Origin of the sequence: Paenibacillus dokdonensis (genome assembly GCF_004916975.1) — a bacterium.
Lineage (GTDB): Bacteria > Bacillota > Bacilli > Paenibacillales > Paenibacillaceae > Paenibacillus_AQ > Paenibacillus_AQ dokdonensis.
Window position 1 is genome coordinate 573,669 of the sequence record NZ_STGQ01000001.1, and the last position, 19,377, is coordinate 593,045.

The following is a 19,377-nucleotide window of genomic DNA, read 5'->3' on the forward strand; positions in this document are numbered from 1 at the left end:
AGTTCCCACTTTGTGGGGTTATTTTTCGTTTCCTATATTATAACATTTGATAAAAGACAATCCTCCTTTTGCGAAAAAATAGGTCAACTAATCCCCATAATCAGCATAGGTATGTAATACACTTTTTGATTAGGATTATGTGAAAACCGGGATCAAATGGGATGAAGTTGACCCTTGACGCTTTGATCGAATTTTTGACAACTCAAAACGTAGTCATAGGAGGTACTAGCATGGATATTTTCGAACGCGTAGCGGCCTATCGGGCAGAAAGCGATCAACTTGCGTGGAACGGCACTTTTAAAGATTATATTGAACTGCTCCGTCAAGATCCTTCAGCGGCAATCACTGCTCATGCGCGCGTGTATGACATGATCAAGTCGTACGGTGTGGAGGAGGTGGGCGGCCATAAACGCTATAAATTTTTTGAACAGGAGATTTTCGGATTGGACCGGTCTGTGGAGAAGCTCGTAGAGGAGTATTTCCACTCTTCCGCGCGCAGGCTCGATGTCCGCAAACGGATATTGCTGCTGATGGGTCCGGTAAGTGGCGGTAAATCTACACTGGTGACACTCCTGAAGCGAGGATTGGAAAAGTTTTCACGGACAGAGCAGGGGGCTTTTTATGCGATTGACGGATGCCCGATGCATGAGGAACCACTGCATTTGATTCCGCTCGAGCTTAGGCAAGAAGTGGAGAAAGAGCTGGGGGTGCGCATTGAAGGGAATTTATGCCCATCCTGCCAAATGCGGCTGAAGCAGGAATACGGCGGTGATATCGAAAAGGTACCTGTGACCCGGGTGATCATATCCGAGGATGCCCGTGTTGGAATTGGTACATTTAGTCCTTCAGATCCAAAGTCGCAAGATATTGCAGACCTGACGGGCAGCATCGATTTTTCAACGATAACGGAATTTGGCTCGGAGTCGGACCCGCGGGCATACCGCTTCGATGGAGAGCTGAATAAGGCCAATCGCGGCTTGATGGAGTTCCAGGAAATGCTCAAGTGTGACGAGAAGTTTCTGTGGAATCTGCTGTCACTTACCCAGGAAGGTAATTTCAAGGCAGGGCGATTTGCGTTAATCTCGGCGGATGAGCTCATTGTGGCCCATACCAACGAATCCGAGTACAAGGCGTTTATATCCAATAAGAAAAATGAGGCGCTGCAATCACGGATGATTGTCATGCCAATTCCATACAACCTTAGAGTTTCAGATGAAGAGAAAATTTACAACAAGCTGATTTTACAAAGTGATATGAAGCATGTGCATATTGCGCCGCATGCGCTTCGATCCTCTGCTATTTTCTCCATACTCACACGTCTGAAGGAAACGAAAAAGCATGGAATGGATCTCGTCAAAAAGATGCGGATGTACGACGGGGAAGAGATTGAGGGGTTCAAGGAAGCAGATCTGAAGGAAATGCAGACCGAATATCTGGAAGAGGGTATGTCCGGCGTGGATCCACGCTATGTCATTAACCGGATTTCCAGTGCTTTGATTAAGCAGGACCTTCAGTGCATTAACGCACTGGATATTTTGAGAGCGATTAAGGACGGACTGGATCAGCATGCCTCCATCACCAAAGAGGAGCGGGAGCGTTATTTGAATTTTATCGCGGTTGCGCGTAAGGAATACGACGAGCTCGCGAAAAAAGAAGTGCAAAAGGCGTTTGTCTACTCTTTCGATGAGTCTGCTAAGACGCTGTTTGAAAATTACTTAGATAATATCGAGGCATTCTGCAATATGTCCAAAATTCGTGATCCGCTGACAGACGAGGAGATGAATCCGGATGAGCGGTTGATGCGCTCGATTGAAGAGCAGATCGGCATTTCGGAAAATGCCAAGAAAGCGTTTAGGGAAGAAATCATGATCCGCATTTCGTCCTATTCACGTAAAGGAAAGAAATTCGAATACCATAATCACGACCGGCTGCGTGAAGCCATCGAGAAAAAGCTGTTTACAGATTTGAAGGATATCGTCAAGATCACCACTTCCACGAAAACCCCGGATGCGAACCAGCTCAAGCGAATTAATGAGGTCAGCAAACGTCTTATGGATGATCACGGGTACTGCCCGGTCTGTGCGAATGAGTTGCTGAAATATGTGGGAAGCCTGCTGAACCGATAAACAATTAAACCGTCCTCAGAAGAGGGCGGTTTTTCGCTGTTTGCTGTAAAATATAAAAAAACAGGTCAAATCTAGTGGATAAGCTGTCGATATAGTCTATAATATACAAAGTTGCTGTATCAACGGAAAATTTTAGGTATAAAGAAGGAGTGCCTTTTTACATGATTAATGTATCCCCTAAACGGCAGAAACAGATTGATTATATCAGGCTGACCGAGAAAGACTTGGAGAATCTTCTGCAATTTCGTCCGGTATTCGCGAAAGTAGTAGAGGAAGTCGTGAACTATTTTTACAAGCATATCGCCACCGAACCGGAACTGATGGAGCTTATCGGGAAAACCACGACGATTGAGAGATTAAAGGAAACGCAAAGAGAATATTGGATGTCACTGGCTGACGGTAAAATTGATGATGAATATCTGGAGAAAAGAATTGCGATCGGTCTTGTACACTCTCGCGTGGGCCTGAGTGTCGAATATTATCTTGGCAGCTACATGACATACCTGGATATCGCAACAGACTTGATGCGCCAGGTGATGCCGGATCAATGGGTTTCAGTTATCCATTCACTCAGCAAAATGTTCAATCTTGATTCACAGCTCGTATTGGAAGCCTATGAACTGAAAGAGAAAGAAAAACTGAAAGACCTGGCCGATGAAAAAGAACATGTGCTGCAAGCGGTTACAGAGGTTGTGCAGCAATTAACGGGCATGGTTGCGGAACTGAATGAGAGCGCAGGCCAAATCGCGACTTCTGCACAGGTCACTGCGGACTCACAGGAAACGGCTCATGTATTGATGGACGAGCTTCACGAGGATGTGAAGCAGATTGAAAATATGGGTGTACTCATTAAAGCGATCGCAGATCAGACACATCTGCTTGGTCTGAATGCCGCAATTGAAGCTGCGCATGCGGGAGATATGGGCAGAGGGTTTACCGTGGTGGCAGGAGAAGTGCGTAAACTAGCGATGCATTCGCGTGAAGCCTTGGAGCAGATTCAGGACAAGGTGTCCGGCATTATGCAGCGGCTGAGCCGCGTGCAGAATGAAACGGAAAAAACGACTATTCATGCCAGAGAACAGGCCAGCAGCTCACAGGAACTCGCTTCATTTGTGACGATGATCGAGAAACTGACGCAGGATCTGGCGGAAATTCAAAATAAAAGCTAGATTCCTTCAACGGACTACCCTTTTTTCCATTTTCATGCAGAAAATTCTATATCTCTGACTTATCATTTCAAGTATAATAGAGGACACATCATGAGTTATAGGGATAGAAGAACTGATTGAGCATGTATATGCAATCCGTAGTCCGAGGTGATCTGATTTGGCTTCAATTCATGATGTAGCAAAAGAAGCAGGAGTTTCGGTAGCAACGGTGTCCAAAGTGATTAATCACTATCCGGATGTTAGTGAAAAGACGAGAAAAAAAGTAAAAAATGCGATCGAACTGCTTCGTTACAGACCCAATGTCATTGCACGGGGTCTGGTGACAGGGAGGTCCTGGACCGTTGGGGTCCTCATTAATATACCTTTTACTAATCCATATGTGTCGATGCTGCTGGAAGGCATCAAGACGGCACTGGAACACAGCGGATATGATCTGATGCGGTTGTCGGCCCGGTTGAATGATCCCGGTTACTCTTTCGTTGATCACTGTCAGAGCCGTAATTTGGACGGAGTGGTCGTGTTCGGAGTGGAAAAGGATCATCACAGCATTCAGGAGCTGATCGAATCCGGAATTCCAACCATGTTTGTAGATATGGATGTGACCGGTCAACGGGCAGGCAATATAACGACGGAGAACCGTAATGGCGTACATATGGCAGTCCGGCATTTATACGAGCTTGGACATCAACGGATTGCCTATCTGGCAGGTGTACCAGGTCAGCCCGTTAACGAAAGCCGCTTGGCGGGATATCGTGACGGTCTTGAGACTTCCTTCATTCCATATCGTGAGGATTATGTTGTGAACGGGGATTACTCCTACGATAGCGGTATTCAAGGCATGAGAATGCTGCTGCAGCTGGATCAGCCGCCGACGGCCGTAGTTTGTACTTCTGATATGGCTGCTTTTGGAGTCATTCACGCTATTGAAGCTCATGGGCTTTCCGTTCCCGGTGATATTTCAGTCGTGGGATTTGATAATATTTATGAAGCTGAGCTGTTCAAGCCAGCCCTGACGACGATTAACCAGAATATTCACACCATCGGCGTGAAATCGATTGAAGAGCTGATCTCGATGATTAAGAGCACTGAATATCCGCCTCCGGTCGTTACCGAGCCTTCCAGTCTGGTTATCCGCGAATCAACGGCACGCTATTCGGAACAATTGTGAATAAATAATAAATGGTAGAGTATGCTTGTAAAGGCATGCTCTTTATTTTTGGCTGCTGTTTCATCACTGGGCACTATTCTTTATAATAAATGAAATTAGAAAAACTTCGGTTTGAAACGGGAAGTGATAATATGGACCAGAGAAGAGTACTTGTGGTCGACGATGAAGAAAGCATTCGAAGTGCTATTACGTACGCCTTGAAACGCGAGGGCTTTGAGGTATCAACGGCAGCGGATGGGGAGGAAGCACTGCAGAAGGTAGCCTCCTTCCGGCCGGACATGCTTGTCCTGGATGTAATGATGCCAAAGCTGAATGGGTATGATGTTTGCCGCCGGCTAGAAAACGTCAAGGGGATCGGTATCCTTTTGCTGACCGTTAAAAACGATATTGTAGATAAAGTGCTGGGACTGGAGCTCGGTGCGGATGACTTTATGAGCAAGCCATTTGATATCCGGGAGCTGGTGGCCAGGGTCAAATCCATTGTTCGCCGATTAGAAAAAGGCAGTGATCCAACGCCATCTGCTGACTCGGAGGTTTATCGTCTTGAGGGTCTTAAAGTCGACACGGTACGACGTACGGCGGATATTAATGACGGGTCCATGGATTTGACACCTAAAGAATTCGATCTGCTGGCGCTGCTGGTTTCTCATGCGGGGCGTGTCTATACCCGCGAGGATTTGCTTGAACTCGTGTGGGGGATGGAGTACTTTGGCGGGACTCGCACTGTCGATATTCATATCCAGCGTCTGCGCAAGAAGCTGGGGGATGCGCAGTATCTTCTCCAGACCGTGTACGGCATTGGATATAAAGCGATGGAAAAATAATTTACAAGTTGGAAACACTTTGAAATATCATGGATATATTTGCGGTATAACATATGAATTGCGCTAGGGAAGAGTTTCTCGCTTTAACAGGTAAGAGATACAGAGCAGGTTAGAATTAGTTCTATACGAGTACGTTGGTAAATAAGAGGTAATGAAAAGACCCGGTGGGTTCCCGGGTCTTTTTGTATTGAAATCAAAGCAAGTTGGAAATGATTAGAAATAGAAGGAGGAGGTATATTCATGGCTATTCTATTAAGCTTTTCGATCATCATCAATTTTGCTTTGTTGTATTCTTTGCACGACTATAAGAAACAGGTGGAAAGATATCGATCTAATGCTCTTGATGCTTTTTCGTCGCATGAAGATATGAAGGAGACACTGCGAATAGGTTTATATAACCGATTTAAACGAGATTTGGAGGAAGATAAGGAAGAGAATCCATGGTTGTTCGAGCATTTTGTCGCCGACATTCTAAAATCTGTACGTGGTGGAAGGACTGTTGTAACTCAAAGCTCAGGTGACTTTGGCATTGATATTGAAGAGCATACTGAGGAAGGGCTTTATCTTGGACAAGTTAAATGTTACCATGACCAGAATCCATTGGGCTATACACCTATCGCGATAGTCCATTCTCAGATGATTAAACAAAATGCCGTCGGCGGCTATGTGATTACAACAGGTAAATTTACACACAATGCCTATACTTATGCAAGCGGTTTAGATATTGAGCTTATTAACGGAACCCAGCTGGTGGAGTTATGGTTGCAGCATTTAGAGGAGAAGAGAGAGCAAGTTACAGTTTTGAGCCCAGCTACCTAAGAAACTAAATATGGTGTCAAGAAAATCAGCTTTCGCTGTATATTTCTTGGCATTTATTCTTCATAGATCGATCTTCTTTTACTCCGGCATCGTGCTTATTATAATGTGGAATGAATATGAGCAATAATCTGTATGACCATGCTACAATATAATAAATTATGTTTATTTGTACTCAAAGGAGGTCGAACATTGTGTCAAATCCGGATGAAAAGAAAACTCATACGTATGAGGAGTGGCTGACATGGGATGGTCCATGGGAGTTAATTAACGGCAGAGCATATAATATGTCTCCTGCTCCGACCTCACTGCATCAATTTATTGTTGGAGAGCTTTATTTTGCGCTGCGGACTTTTTTTCAAAATCGGAATTGTTATGTGTTTGTGGCTCCATTTGATGTATTTTTCAGTGAGAGGGATATTTATACTTCTCCTGATCACGTCATACAACCGGACCTCTCGGTAGTTTGCTCCAAAGACCAAATCTCTAAAAGTGGTTGTCATGGCGCACCGACATTGATAGTAGAGGTGCTGTCACCATCCACAGCACTTAAGGATTTCAATGAGAAATTCAACCTATATCAAAATTATGGCGTACAAGAATACTGGATCGTCGACCCCGGCAATCAAACGGTTCATGTATATGCTTTGCAGAATGGCACATACTCTGTGCGTGAACTGTACATGGAGAAGGAAAAGATCCAATCCGTTCTATTTGAAGGCCTGCAGGTGTCTATGAACAGATTATTCAGGTTTGAGCAGCAATAAAATAAATGATTGAAATGATATGCGAGTTCATCTGACGATAACAACGAAGATTTCAGTGCAAAAAGCGACCTTTCTCCGGTAGAGCACCGTGAAAGGCCGCTTTTTTTGTGGGCAATTTCAAACAAATTTGCGGTGCAGCTTTTTGCCATCATAGGTGAACATGACTTTTTTATCTTCGATAATGGTTTCCAGATGGACGGTCCGGCCCCATAACTGATAGACATGCGGCATGGTCCGTTCCATATATTTCAGATCAAGCTCGGTGCCTTCATACTCATGCCGCACTACCAGCTCTCCGTTTCGCATGAAATCACCATCGGATACAACCAGAAATGGATTACCGCCGTTCACTCTGGAGACAACCAGCTGATCTCGGACACGCTCCCAACCTTTGTCGGTAATTTTCCACTCGGGTCCTTTTTTCTCGAATACATACAAATCCAAATCATTGGTTAATTCCTTTGTTAAGTAATTGCGGATAAACGAGGTGTCGGAATCGTACTCACGCACCTCGAAAATTTTCTCTCGGCCTCGGCCGGACGTTCTTCCGCCACGTTCCTGCTCTTCCTTCGTCGGGTGATCCCAGCGCCGCTCGATATCCTCGAAAATTTTAAGGCCCAGGTAGTAGGGATTCAAGCTGTTGCGGGATGGCTGTACGACAGAGGAGTTCAGTTTGGCGAACTCAATGGTTTCCTCGCTGGTCAGATCCAGCTCCCTGATGATGTGCTGATGCCAGTAGGAAGCCCAGCCTTCGTTCATGATTTTGGTTTCCATCTGCGGCCAGAAGTACAGCATTTCCTCGCGCAGCATGCTCATGATATCCCGCTGCCACTCCTCCAGCACCTCGGAAAATTCCTGGATGAACCACATGATATCTTTTTCCGGTTCGGGAGGGAAATGGCGTGAAGCCACTGCGTCCCTGTCTTTGGTTTTGGGTTCATCCAGATTCCAAAGATCATCATAGTCGCCAGCTGGAGGCTCTTGTTTGTGAGAGTCTTTCTGTTCCTTGATCTTGTATTCCATGTATCGCTGCTTGCCGAGATGCTGTGGTCTAGCCAGCTGGGGATCCACATGCTCTTGTATACTCAGGACGGCGTCAATGAAACTCTCGACAGCTTCGGTTCCATATTCCATCTCGTAATGGCTGATCCGTTCAGCTGTGGCGGACATGCTCTCGACCATATTGCGGTTGGAGGTCGAAAAACGGTAATTATTTTTAAAGAAGTCACAATGGGCAAGAACGTGTGCGACGATCAGCTTGTTCTGAATCAGCGAGTTGCCGTCGAGCAGAAAAGCATAGCAGGGATTGGAGTTGATGACCAGCTCGTAAATTTTGCTGAGTCCGAAGTCGTATTGCATTTTCATCTTATTAAAGGTTTTTCCGAAGCTCCAGTGCGAGAAGCGGGTTGGCATGCCATATGCGCCGAAAGTGTAGATAATATCAGCAGGACAGATCTCGTAACGCATCGGATAATAATCGAGCCCGAAGCCATCGGCTATCTCCATAATTTCGCTGATGGCATATTCAAGCTGCTTGATTTCATCACTGTTACTCATGTTTGGATTGCTCCTTCCTGTTTCTGGAAGAATGTGCGCAGGGCCTGATAGACCTCTCCTTTTTCCTTGATGACATAATACATAAAATGCTCCATTTTAATATTGCGGTAGGCCGACATGAGTGTGCTGCTGCGGTTGTACTGGTTGACCTCTCCGTATCCGAACATATTGCTCACCTTGAGCAGTTCCCCAATCAGGCGCACGCAGCGTTCGTTATCCGAGGTTAGATTGTCTCCGTCTGAGAAGTGGAACGGATAAATATTGTATTTGGAAGGCGGGTAGCGCCGGTCGATGATTTCAAGCGCCTTTTGATAGGCAGAAGAACAGATGGTGCCGCCGCTTTCGCCGCGTGTAAAAAAGTCCTCCTCGGATACTTCCTTCGCTTCGGTATGATGCGCCAGGAAAACAATATCTACCTTTTCATACTGCCGCCGCAGAAAACGGGTCATCCAGAAAAAGAAGCTGCGCGCACAGTATTTTTCAAAGGATCCCATACTGCCTGAGGTATCCATCATAGCGATAATGACAGCGCTGGAGTGAGGCACCACGATTTCCTCCCAGGTTTTGTAGCGCAGGTCATCAGGGCTGATATGATGGATGCCGGGAGTTCCGGAAGTGGCATTGCGGCGCAGGTTTTCCAGAATGGTACGCTTTTTGTCGATGTTGGACTGCATTCCTTTTTTGCGGATATCGTTAAAAGTAATGGATTCGGTCTCCACATCCTGCTGCTCTTTCGGCTTCATAAAAGGAAGCTCCATTTCGTCAAAGAGCATATTCTCCAGATCTTCCATGCTGACTTCGGCTTCCATGATATCATGGCCAGGCTGATCTCCAGCTTTCTCGCCCTGACCAGGCTTCTGAGCCGGATCACGTCCGAGTACATCACCTACTTGACTGTCACCATCACCCTGCCCCACATGCTTTTGCTTCTGGAAATTATAGATAAAACGGTATTCGTCCAGACTCCGGATGGGTACCTTGATGATCTGTTTACCGTCCGACATGACAATACTCTCTTCCGTAATGAGATCGGGCAGGTTTTGCTTAATCATTTCTTTCACTTTTTCCTGATGGCGGACTTGATCCTGATACCCTTTACGGTGCAGTGACCAGTCCTCCTTGGACACGACAAACAGCGAATGATCGTCAGATGGCATGTTCAGCACCTCCCCTATACGCATAATCAGCTTCAAAAGTCATGAGTCATTATTAATCAAGTATATTCACGCGCAGGGATGATATGTGATGAGGATGAAGTAAAATAACGAGTTCAATTGATTGTAATTTAATCCATATTCAGGATTTTCAAGTGAGTATTCGACTGTTTATGACAAATATTTCAAAAATGTTATAGTATACTGCAATTGTCCTAGTTACAAAGGATGAGAGATTTCGCAGTAATAGTTTCTAATACATATGTTTTGAGGGAGGTGTGCTCCAGATCATTCACGTGGGCAAGCAGTCCCGTAGGATAAGACAAGAAGAAGTGGATTGTGAGGAAGGAAGCAGCGCGGTTTATCTTCTGGGAAGTTACGTCGATAGACGTGGGCGGAGACGAAAAAATGTGATTGATAGGGAGTGTACATATGAAAAAGAGAATGATCACTTTGTTGGCTATAGCACTAATTTTGGGCGCTTGTCTTGGATGGGGGAAACCCGCATCAGCAGCGGAAAGCTCATTTAAAGATGTTCCAGCCAATCACTGGGCTAAAAAAGCTATTGATTATGCGGTGTCTAAGGGATATTTGAAAGGTGAAGGAAACGGGAGCTTCAGACCGAACGCGGCTGTTACGCGGGCGGAATTTGCCGCCATTTTGGACCGGGTATCCACGAATGAAGCGAAAGCGAATATGGGTTCCTTTTCAGACCTGGCAGGTCATTGGAGCGAAAAAGAAGTAAGCGAAGCTGCAGCAAAAGGTTTTTTGAGTGTTGGCGATTATTCCAATGGGTTTAAGCCAGGTACGGCTTTGACACGCGTGGAAATGGCGAAATGGATGGCTTCCGGCTTGGCGGCCAAAGATGAGGATTACAAAACGGCACTGTCCGATACCAAGGAGACGATTGTGCCGGTTACGGAGTATTACAAAGGCGGCTTGAACAAGGCTGACTATCCATATGTATCCGTTGTTCTTGGGACCGGCCTCATGTCCGGATATCCGGATGATAGTTTCGGGGCTGGTAAGACGACAACTCGGGCGGAAGTAGCAGTTATTTTACAGCGCTATGAGGGGACACAGGAGAAGGCTGCGAGTTCTTTTCGGGATTTGAGTGAGCTGAGAGAGGTAGGATTAACAGGCACGAATGTGAAGACGGTTGCTCCGAAACTCTCAATTACCGATGGGGGTCTTCAAGAAATCTATAACAAGAATATAAATCTGAGAAATGGAATTGCTGTACTTCAAATTCACCACTATATCTTTATTCCTGGTTCAAGTATGGCCGATCTTGGAAGTGTGTATGGAAAAATGTTTGTAGATAAAGAATACATGGTTAATCCAAAGACTTATCTTGTGCTAATTGATGAAACCTTAACTCCTAATGCGGACAATTTCACATATCAAAGATATCTAGGGGCTATCGATAATGATTTAAAAGCCGGGCTAAGAATCGATGGTGATGTTACTAAGAAATTCGGTTACAAAACCCCTCCGAACGATGGCTCCCACTTTTTTGATAAAGGTAAAGGCATCCGATTTTGGTCCGCGGGTATGTTTATGAAGACACTTAATGACAATGAAGATCGGTACTCTAATGCTGTGACAGCTAATGATGGTACAACAATAAGAATTGTTTATAAAAAATAGAAATTACAAGGAAGTGAAAAAGTCGGTATGTACATTAAAAGGATATTATTAACATTACTATCCTTCGCTCTCATTTTCTTGTTTTTTCAATACGATCAATCCAATAATTTATTGTCGGTTGATGCAGCTGCGGCAGCTGGCGGAGAAAATCCTAACGAATCTAAAGGATATCCATATGATGCCAAGATTAATCCAACAGGATTTCAAAAGAAACAAACAGTAACGAAATCCGTAAAAGCTACGAATCCAGGTAGGCCTGGGGTTTATTGGTATCAGATGGATGATGGAGGCTTCCAAGCTGATCAGTATGATGGAACTAAAGTAGAAACTAAAAATATTGGAGACAATGGAGATAATCCTATACCTGCTAAAAAGGCAGTTACAGGAAGAGTAGATTCTTACAACTATAAGCCAGGAACCTTTGACGACAACAATAGCATACCTACGGATGTTGAGAGCTACCCTTTTGATTCTGTTAAATCTTCTTTAACGAAAAGTACAATATTTAAACCCGGATCCGATGAAATGTTTTATTCGAATGGATCGCTTACAATTGAACCTGATAAAAGATATGTGAAATTCACCGTTACTACAGGTGGAGAGCCATTCTCTGATAAAGTTGCCCTTAGTCATATCAAACCAAGGCCAAATGGTTACGTGAAATATCAAATTAACTATAATGTCGCAATTGATTTTGTATGGGAGGGCACCGTCAAAGAAATCAAAGAAATCAGCTTATCCGGCTCCAACCAAATGGCTATTGGCGAAACCAAAAACTTCACAGCCGCGGTGAAAACCAAGCCGTTTTCCGAGCCAAGTGATACCGGATTTAAATCTCCCGTTGATGTTACCACTCGTCCTGAAGCCACATGGAGTTCAGACAACAAAGCGGTGGTGGAAGTCGTTGACCCTAATTCCGGACAGGTCAAGGCAAAGGCCAAAGGGAAGGCAACGATCACCGTGAAGTGGGAAAGTGGCATGTATACGCTGTACGATAAGATCTTGATTTCAGTAGAAGACGGAGAGGTTCCTCCAACAGACCCCGAGCCTCAACCAGGAGATGTAACATGCACGGAGCCGCAGCCTGCTCAATCGATAAGCGGCAAATACATGGATCCGGTCGTGACAGCTGTGATCAAGGCAGACAGCCGTGGCAGCGAGAAGTTTGATGTTCTACAGGGAATTCCGACTTCCGAGAGCTTGTATGGAAATGTGAAAGCGAAGGAGTATTTGTACCAGGATAAGTTCAATCAGATGAAGGGCGTATGCACCTATACGGTAAATGTAAAAAAGACATATATGCTGGAATGGGATCCTGGAAAAACAGTAGCCAATCCCGATGGGAAAGGAACACATACCGAGCCGGACCCACAGCATGATAAAGATGAAAAAGTATATAGCTACAGCATTCAGCGGCCGTATTCTTTCTGGAAAATAGATAATCTGGAAGTATACGATATTAACCACGCAACGCTTAAAAATTATGCCTGGGATGAAATATCCATTCATCCTTCTGGTTATAATCCGCCTGTATTCCAGGCCAACCAGGACGGCAAATATTACCCGCCTGATCCGCCGGAGGATCAGGAAGCGCCGTCGCAAACGCTAAATGGAGGCAAGTCCAGGCCGACCGTTCCTAATGAACAAGGAGCTTTCCAAGGGATGGCCGAACAATCCGTTGGCAAGGTAGAGGTTGAGAATGATTCACTGGATTTTAACGGACAAAAGATCATGAACAACCAGCGAACACCGGAAACGGGACCAACCCCATCGCAGATACCTGCTCCGCAGCTTATTAACGACAATGTACTTTATAGTCCCGGGCATATGATCAGCAGCTCTAAGACGAATAAAAGCAAAGAGGAAAGTACCGGACAAATCTTTTATAACATAATGACTGGCAATATTAACGGCGGAACAGACCAGGATTTTTCGATCCAAGGCATTAATCCGGTGACGGTCCACACACCTGTCGTGAACTATTCCACGGTTTCTGATGACGCAGCACATAACCAGAAAACCTATCCGAATGGGAGTCGCTCTGCCCTGATTCTGGAGCGTCCATTTACGGTATCGATTCCAACCAGCGGGCAGCATACCAATTATCCTGGTTATGGCAATCGTGATTACGCAAAGTATTTTCGGATCAAGCAGGTGCAATTCCCTTTTGACGTCTACAACGCCAACAAGACACAGTTTATACCCAAAGAAACATGGGTGGATATTCCTGTCGGTCAGCTCGACACAACCTTTTATTTACCAGTATGGGTGAACGAAGGGGATTATCAGGTTACATTCCGCAATATTGCTGAAAATGCGCCTAATGGATTTACCTCCCAAACGAACGCCAACACGAATTTATCGCATCATGCGGCTGAATTGAAGGTGCCTGTAGAGGTCATAGGGCGGCTGTACGACTTCCATATCACGGATATTGCCGACTACAATTGGGAGAAGGTATTCCGTACACAATCCGGCAGTGCTAATCAGACAGGCATGTCCTACTGGGTAGGCCAAAATCTTATCGATGGCGATCCCCGAGGGAACAAGGCAACATTTACCCTGCCGATCAGACCGGGAAGCAATCCGCTGCAGGGGTATAAAAATGTGTCGGTAAAAACGGGATATCACTTCAAATTCGATTTTAAAACGAAGGGAAATATGTTTGAAGCACTGGATGGTATCCGGATCACGCCAAGCTTTTTTTATGTCAGCAAGGATGGCAAGACCTTAAATGCCAATGGCGATTCTCGTGTACCGGTGGACCTTTACTACAACACGAGCAAAAATAATTTCGTCAAGGTGGGTTCCGCTGAGGATAAGGTTCAACGCTACGTGATCTTGAACGATCGTTTACGGAATGTACCTGCTGCAGAATTGACCGATACGGCCAGCTACAAATACAATCATTACGGCCAAACGGGCAGCTTGAGCAAAAATCAATACGTCCAAAATTATATGAATGTCTTTACGAAGCAAAAAACGCCGGTCGGCAGTTACAGTCTAATGATTCTTCCGGAGCAGGTAAGGACATTCCTCAGGCTTACAAGCAGTATCCCGGCATCGGTGGATCAGGAACGTGCGAATGTCTCCATTCAAAAATGGTATGGCGAATACAGTTTACCTGCAGAACCGTTCGTCGTAATAGCAGGAACGAACGTGGCTGAGTATGGACGAACACATGGCGGGCTGGACAGCAAGTCACCGATCTTTCTCAAAAACGGCTATATCATCGTCAATTTCAATATTGAATCCATTCAGCAGGGAGATCTAAAAAGGCCTCATTTGCAGTACATTTATGCACCATTGATGAATCAGTGGAAGATGGAAGGCTTCAACCGTGATATCCAGGATGCTTATGGCAACCGATTCAAGGTAACGGATGGCGATATCATTTTCTACAACGCGGATCAATCCAGCCGGGATGATTTCAGCTCCCAGGTTCCGCATTAAGCAAGGCACCAATGAAGGCAGCAAACCTGTGGTTATCATATTTGCCACAGGTTTGCTATAAACTTCTTCGTTATGATCCATAACCTCTTGGGTATTCATGCTGTTCTAGAAGAGGGGGGATTTTTGAACCAAAGGAGGAGAACCGTTTGGATCATGAAATCATCGTTGAAGCCACCCTGGAGCTCAAGGATGTTCAGGAACTTAATCTTTTTTTTACGAGAACATCCAGAGTGATGCTGGCCGTAATATTCTTTATGGTTTTCATTGGGATTGTCCTATTGGTCGACGGGAAGCGAACAGGAACTGAATTTGTGATCATCATGCTGCTGGATATGCTCGTCAGCGTTGTTTTATGGTTTGTGAATCGATGGAATATTCGTCAGAAATCAATGAAAGCATTCGTCAGTGATAAATTAATCCGGCAGCTCTACCGATTTGTATTTACGGGGAGAGATATTCATTATTCCTCGGAATCGGAAACCGGGAATATGCTTTGGACAGATATCTACGAGGTCCGCGAATCACCCAATCTGTTTCTTATCCTCCTATCGACCAGCAGATCATTAATTGTTCCCAAAGAATCATTTGCATCGGAAAAGGATCGGATGACATTCAGACAGATTGTTGAAAACAGTCTGGAGGCGGGTCAATATCACTGGAGCAGAGCATGTTAAGCATGGTTTGCTACAATGCCCTGATTGCTTTTTATAAATAAATGTAAACGGTTGCAAAAAAATATTGAACCTGCTAGTCTTACCACAATAAAAGTGCATCAAGAATGAGAAACCCGTACCTCCAAGGTACGGGTTTATTGTCTGTAGCTAAACAGCTGCAAGCTTTAATAGCTCGCTAACCGTAACAAGTTTATACCCGTCAGCCACCAGCTCGGAGACCAGAATACGAACGGCCTCAACCGTCTGCGAGCGGTCTCCGAATCCGTCATGGAACAAGAGTATGCTGCCAGGCTTAACCTGAGCTCTGGTTTTGTCCAAAATATGCTGGACACCCGGCAGATCCCAATCATTTGCTTCCGAATTTACGACTCCAATCATCGGGTATCCAAGACCACTCACCAAACCGTCAACTTGCTCATTGTGATCAAAGTATGGAGGCCGGAACGTTGCAGGCTTGATTCCAATGATATCCGATAACAAATTTTCAGTTTTCACAACTTCATGCATGTAGTCTTGTTCAGACAGCTCGGTTAAATGAGGATGGGAAAAGGTGTGGTTCCCGATTTCATGCCCTTCCTGATAGACCGTACGCACGAGCGCAGGATTGTGCTGCATTTGAGTACCGATCATGTAAAAGGTTGCTTTCGCATCTGACTCCCGGAAAATATCCAGGATCTGCGGCGTGTACTCTGCATTTGGACCATCGTCAAAAGTGAATGCAACGGCTTTTTCTTCCGTTTCAATCCGGTTGATTACTGTATTGCTCAGCATACTAGTCCATCTCCTTATTAGCCTTTCACAGATCCGGCAGCGATTCCTTCCACAATTCGATTGCTGAGCAGCAGGAATACGATGAGGATCGGCAAAATGCTAATCATTAATGTCGCTCCGATGGCACCCCAATCCGTTGTGTATTGACCGACGAAGTTCTGCACACCTACGGTAAGTGTCTTCAAATGATCGGAGCTGATAAAGGTATTGACGAAAATAAATTCGTTCCAGTTATAGATCATATTGATGATCGCTGCAGTCACAATAACCGAGATCGTCATCGGCAGCATAATCCCGAAAAACATCCGGTTCACGGAGCAGCCATCCATAATGGCGGCCTCCTCTACCTCACGCGGCAGGGCGTAGTAGAACCCGAGCAGAATCATGATTGTGATGGGCAGATTAAAGGCCGTATAAGAAAGAATAAGGCTGAGCTGAGAGTCCGTCAACCCTACCTTTTGGAACAGGCTGAACAGCGGAATTAATGTGGAGTGAACCGGGATCATCATCCCGATCATGAATAATCCAAGAACCATCGACTGAAGCTTCCAGCGCATTCTCGTAATGGCGAAGGTAACAAAGCTGGCCAAAAGAATGGTTAGGATCACGGAAACCATGGTGATGAGGACGCTGTTCATAAAATATCGCCCGATGTTTCCTTGCAGCCATACATTTTCATAGTTTACCCATTTCGGATGACTGGGCAGGGCGAATGGAGGGAGATTGAACACCTCCTGGTTGCTCTTCAGCGAGAAGAGAAGCAGCCAAATGAGCGGCAAAATTTGAATCACGGCAGCGAAAATCAGAATGAAATAAAGGAGCCCATAGCCGATTCTGGAGCTGGCTATCCGGAACGGAGACGGAATGCCGGTACTTAAGACGACTTGATTTACGGTTTTCATACGATGCACCTCCTTGTCTTAGGAATATTGGATCGTGTCCTTGGAGGCCGTCGCCTTCCGGATTCCCCATGTCGCGACCATGCAGATGATTAGAAGGAAGAAGCCGATGGCGCTTCCGTATCCAAAATCAAAGCCCCGGAAAGCTTTATGATACATATAGGATGCCATAACCTCACTAGATCCATTGGGCCCTCCGTCCGTCATGACGTAGATCAGGTCGAAGTATTTCAGCGATCCCACAACAGCTAACACGATCGTGACTTTAACAACTTCTGAAATCAGCGGCAGCTTGATACCAAGTGCAATCTGCCATGGATTTGCCCCATCGATACGGGCCGCTTCCACTAAAGAGGCTGGAATGTTCTTCAGGGCGGCGTAATAGATCAAAATGTAAAAGCCCGCATACTGCCAAAGAATCGGAATAAATAATGCGGCCAACACCAGCTTGGGATCGGATAGCCAGGCAGGAGGATCTTCAACGCCAATCGAAACGAGAAAAGAGTTCAGAATTCCGTTGGTCGGATGATAGATTTTAAGCCATAGCTGTGCGATGGCGACCGAAGAGAGCAGCATGGGTATCAAATATATTTTCCGGAGCAAGCCTGCGCCTTTAATATTGCCAGCGAGCACAAGCGCAACCAGCATATAAACAGCGAGGCTCAAGGTTGACAGTAATGCGAATAAAAAGGAATGATATACGCTGTTCCAAAAAGCCCCGTCTTTCATCAAGGCGGCGTAATTCTCCAGCCCAATGAACGACATACTGCTGACGCCATCCCATTTCATCAAGCCATAATATCCAGTTAACAGGATTGGAAAATAGATGATGGCCAGAATGAGAAGCAGGGATGGCAGCACATACAGGGCGATGATTCCTTTGTGGGACATGACTTTATCCATAAGGCGTTGCCTCCTCACCTAGCGGATAGAGAAAAGGACAGGACCGAGGTCCGTCCTTTGGCTCTACTGCCGCAGCTTTTATTTTCCGGCCTTGAGCACGTCTTCCTGTTTCTTTGCGAACTCTTCCGGTGTGACGGCATTCCCAAGCAGTGCCTGGATCAGGTTGTGATGTTCTTCGGAAGCAACCGGCTTCATTTGAACATCCAGATAAAGAATGACTTTATTGGCATTGTTGAGTTCGTTCAGCACATCAATGAACATTTGCGGCAATTTGACACTGGAGGTATCGACCTTCGTTCCAGGAATAATGCCGGCATCGGTCACCGACAATTCACCCCATCGTTTCACGAAGAAGCTGACGAATTTCTTGGCATCCTCCTTCACTTTGGAGTTCTCGGATACGAATAATCCGACGCCTACGCCACCTACCCAATCATTGATATTGCCTTTCCCGCCATCATACGCAGGGAATTTGAAGAAGCCGATTTTATCCTTGAACTCCTGCGGAATATCCGGGTTGGTCGTATAGTTTGGCACTTCCCAGGTCCCCATGGCGTACATGGCCGCTTTTTCATTCATGAATTCAGACTTGGCCTCATCATTCGACAGACCGTTGAAGCCTTTAACGAAGGCATTGCTTTTCACCAGCTCCTGAGCTTCCTTGGCTGCCTGGATCAGATTAGGATCGCTGAATGTATTGCTTGCAACGGCTTGATCTTGTACATCCGGTCCGCCAATCCGGTCTGCCAGGTACATGTACCAGAAAGAGCCGGTCCACGCATCTTTGGAGCCGAGCGCAATCGGTGTTACTTTGTTGTCGTTCAGCGTCTTGATAATATTTTTGAATTCTTCATAGGTCTGAGGCGTCTTCAGATTATACTTTGCAAAGATTTCCTTGTTGTAATAGACTGGTACGATATTGAGCTCTACGGGAAGCGCATACGTTTTACCGTCAACGGCATAAGCTTCTGTGGTTCCGGATACGAATTTATCCTTCAGGTCGCCCTGTAGCAGATCATCGAGCGGGGCGAACATATTGCCTTTGACATAAGGTTCGAGAAATCCGGCAGCCCAGGTAAATCCGACATCCGGCAGGCTGTTTGATGCGGAGAGTACTTTGATTTTATTTTTGTACTGCTCGTTCTCGAGTACTTCGGTATCAATCTTCACGTTCGGATTGGCCTGCTCATATTCTCCGATAATTTGCTTGACCAATTTATTCTGTGCGGAGTTGCTGCCATCCGGCCACAGATGCATCATTTTGATCGTTACCTTTTCACCAGACGATGCTTTGCTGCCTTCATCGCCGGAGGCGGTGCTGTTTGTTCCGTCAGTATTGCTTTTACTTCCACCGCCACAAGCTACCAGCACCAGCGTCAATGCGAGCAGAAGCATGGATGCAGAAAACGTTTTTCTTTTCATTCGGGCCGTTCCCCCTTCTCATCA

15 protein-coding genes are annotated in these 19,377 nt (G+C 45.6%); 9 read left to right on the forward strand and 6 right to left on the reverse strand.

Annotated features, from left to right (window positions below; genetic code table 11):
• The first annotated feature begins 230 nt into the window (after window positions 1–230).
• The 6 genes from E6W40_RS02785 to E6W40_RS02810 all read left to right on the forward strand — a co-directional run bounded on the left by E6W40_RS02785 (window position 231) and on the right by E6W40_RS02810 (window position 6,870).
• The gene (locus E6W40_RS02785) at window positions 231–2,126 is read left to right on the forward strand and encodes a PrkA family serine protein kinase (protein WP_136604082.1); all 1,896 of its coding nucleotides are present in this window, start codon (window positions 231–233) and stop codon (window positions 2,124–2,126) included.
• Between the two features lie 161 nt (window positions 2,127–2,287).
• Window positions 2,288–3,295, forward strand: a complete 1,008-nt coding sequence (locus E6W40_RS02790; RefSeq protein WP_136604083.1) for a globin-coupled sensor protein — start codon at window positions 2,288–2,290, stop codon at window positions 3,293–3,295.
• Window positions 3,296–3,452: 157 nt separating this feature from the next.
• Complete coding sequence (locus E6W40_RS02795; protein ID WP_136604084.1) at window positions 3,453–4,463, forward strand: LacI family DNA-binding transcriptional regulator; 1,011 nt, start codon at window positions 3,453–3,455, stop codon at window positions 4,461–4,463.
• A gap of 131 nt (window positions 4,464–4,594) precedes the next feature.
• Entirely contained in the window at window positions 4,595–5,287 is a 693-nt protein-coding gene (locus E6W40_RS02800; RefSeq protein ID WP_136604085.1) for a response regulator transcription factor, read from the forward strand.
• A 240-nt stretch (window positions 5,288–5,527) separates the two neighbouring features.
• Window positions 5,528–6,106, forward strand: coding sequence for a restriction endonuclease (locus tag E6W40_RS02805; protein ID WP_136604086.1), 579 nt, complete (start codon window positions 5,528–5,530; stop codon window positions 6,104–6,106).
• Between the two features lie 191 nt (window positions 6,107–6,297).
• On the forward strand, window positions 6,298–6,870 hold the full coding sequence (locus E6W40_RS02810; protein WP_425464907.1) for a Uma2 family endonuclease: 573 nt from the start codon (window positions 6,298–6,300) through the stop codon (window positions 6,868–6,870).
• A 117-nt stretch (window positions 6,871–6,987) separates the two neighbouring features.
• On the opposite strand, the gene E6W40_RS02815 is transcribed toward E6W40_RS02810, so the two are convergent.
• Both E6W40_RS02815 and yhbH read right to left on the reverse strand, forming a co-directional pair.
• Window positions 6,988–8,427, reverse strand: coding sequence for a SpoVR family protein (locus E6W40_RS02815; protein WP_136604088.1), 1,440 nt, complete (start codon window positions 8,425–8,427; stop codon window positions 6,988–6,990).
• Window positions 8,424–9,584, reverse strand: coding sequence for a sporulation protein YhbH (gene yhbH, locus E6W40_RS02820; RefSeq protein WP_136604089.1), 1,161 nt, complete (start codon window positions 9,582–9,584; stop codon window positions 8,424–8,426). Before yhbH ends, E6W40_RS02815 begins: the two co-directional genes overlap by 4 nt.
• 429 nt (window positions 9,585–10,013) lie before the next feature.
• On the opposite strand from yhbH, the gene E6W40_RS02825 reads away from it, so the two are divergent.
• The 3 genes from E6W40_RS02825 to E6W40_RS02835 all read left to right on the forward strand — a co-directional run bounded on the left by E6W40_RS02825 (window position 10,014) and on the right by E6W40_RS02835 (window position 15,358).
• Window positions 10,014–11,231 carry an S-layer homology domain-containing protein gene (locus E6W40_RS02825; RefSeq protein WP_136604090.1) on the forward strand — a complete coding sequence of 406 codons (1,218 nt, stop codon included), beginning with the start codon at window positions 10,014–10,016 and terminating at the stop codon, window positions 11,229–11,231.
• 27 nt (window positions 11,232–11,258) lie between these two features.
• Window positions 11,259–14,684, forward strand: a complete 3,426-nt coding sequence (locus E6W40_RS02830; RefSeq protein WP_136604091.1) for a DUF5704 domain-containing protein — start codon at window positions 11,259–11,261, stop codon at window positions 14,682–14,684.
• 146 nt (window positions 14,685–14,830) lie between these two features.
• A complete protein-coding gene (locus E6W40_RS02835; protein ID WP_136604092.1) occupies window positions 14,831–15,358 on the forward strand; it encodes a YcxB family protein in 528 nt (175 codons plus the stop codon).
• Between the two features lie 147 nt (window positions 15,359–15,505).
• Here E6W40_RS02835 and E6W40_RS02840 read toward each other — a convergent pair whose 3' ends face one another.
• From E6W40_RS02840 to E6W40_RS02855, 4 genes are all read right to left on the reverse strand, one after another.
• Window positions 15,506–16,129: a polysaccharide deacetylase family protein gene (locus tag E6W40_RS02840; protein ID WP_136604093.1), complete on the reverse strand. Its 624-nt coding sequence runs from the start codon at window positions 16,127–16,129 to the stop codon at window positions 15,506–15,508.
• A 17-nt stretch (window positions 16,130–16,146) separates the two neighbouring features.
• Window positions 16,147–17,031 carry a carbohydrate ABC transporter permease gene (locus E6W40_RS02845; RefSeq protein ID WP_136604094.1) on the reverse strand — a complete coding sequence of 295 codons (885 nt, stop codon included), beginning with the start codon at window positions 17,029–17,031 and terminating at the stop codon, window positions 16,147–16,149.
• A gap of 18 nt (window positions 17,032–17,049) precedes the next feature.
• Entirely contained in the window at window positions 17,050–17,931 is an 882-nt protein-coding gene (locus E6W40_RS02850) for a carbohydrate ABC transporter permease (protein ID WP_136604095.1), read from the reverse strand.
• A gap of 78 nt (window positions 17,932–18,009) precedes the next feature.
• Window positions 18,010–19,353 (reverse strand): extracellular solute-binding protein, encoded by a 1,344-nt coding sequence (locus tag E6W40_RS02855; protein WP_136604096.1) that lies wholly within the window; start codon window positions 19,351–19,353, stop codon window positions 18,010–18,012.
• Window positions 19,354–19,377: the final 24 nt, after the last annotated feature.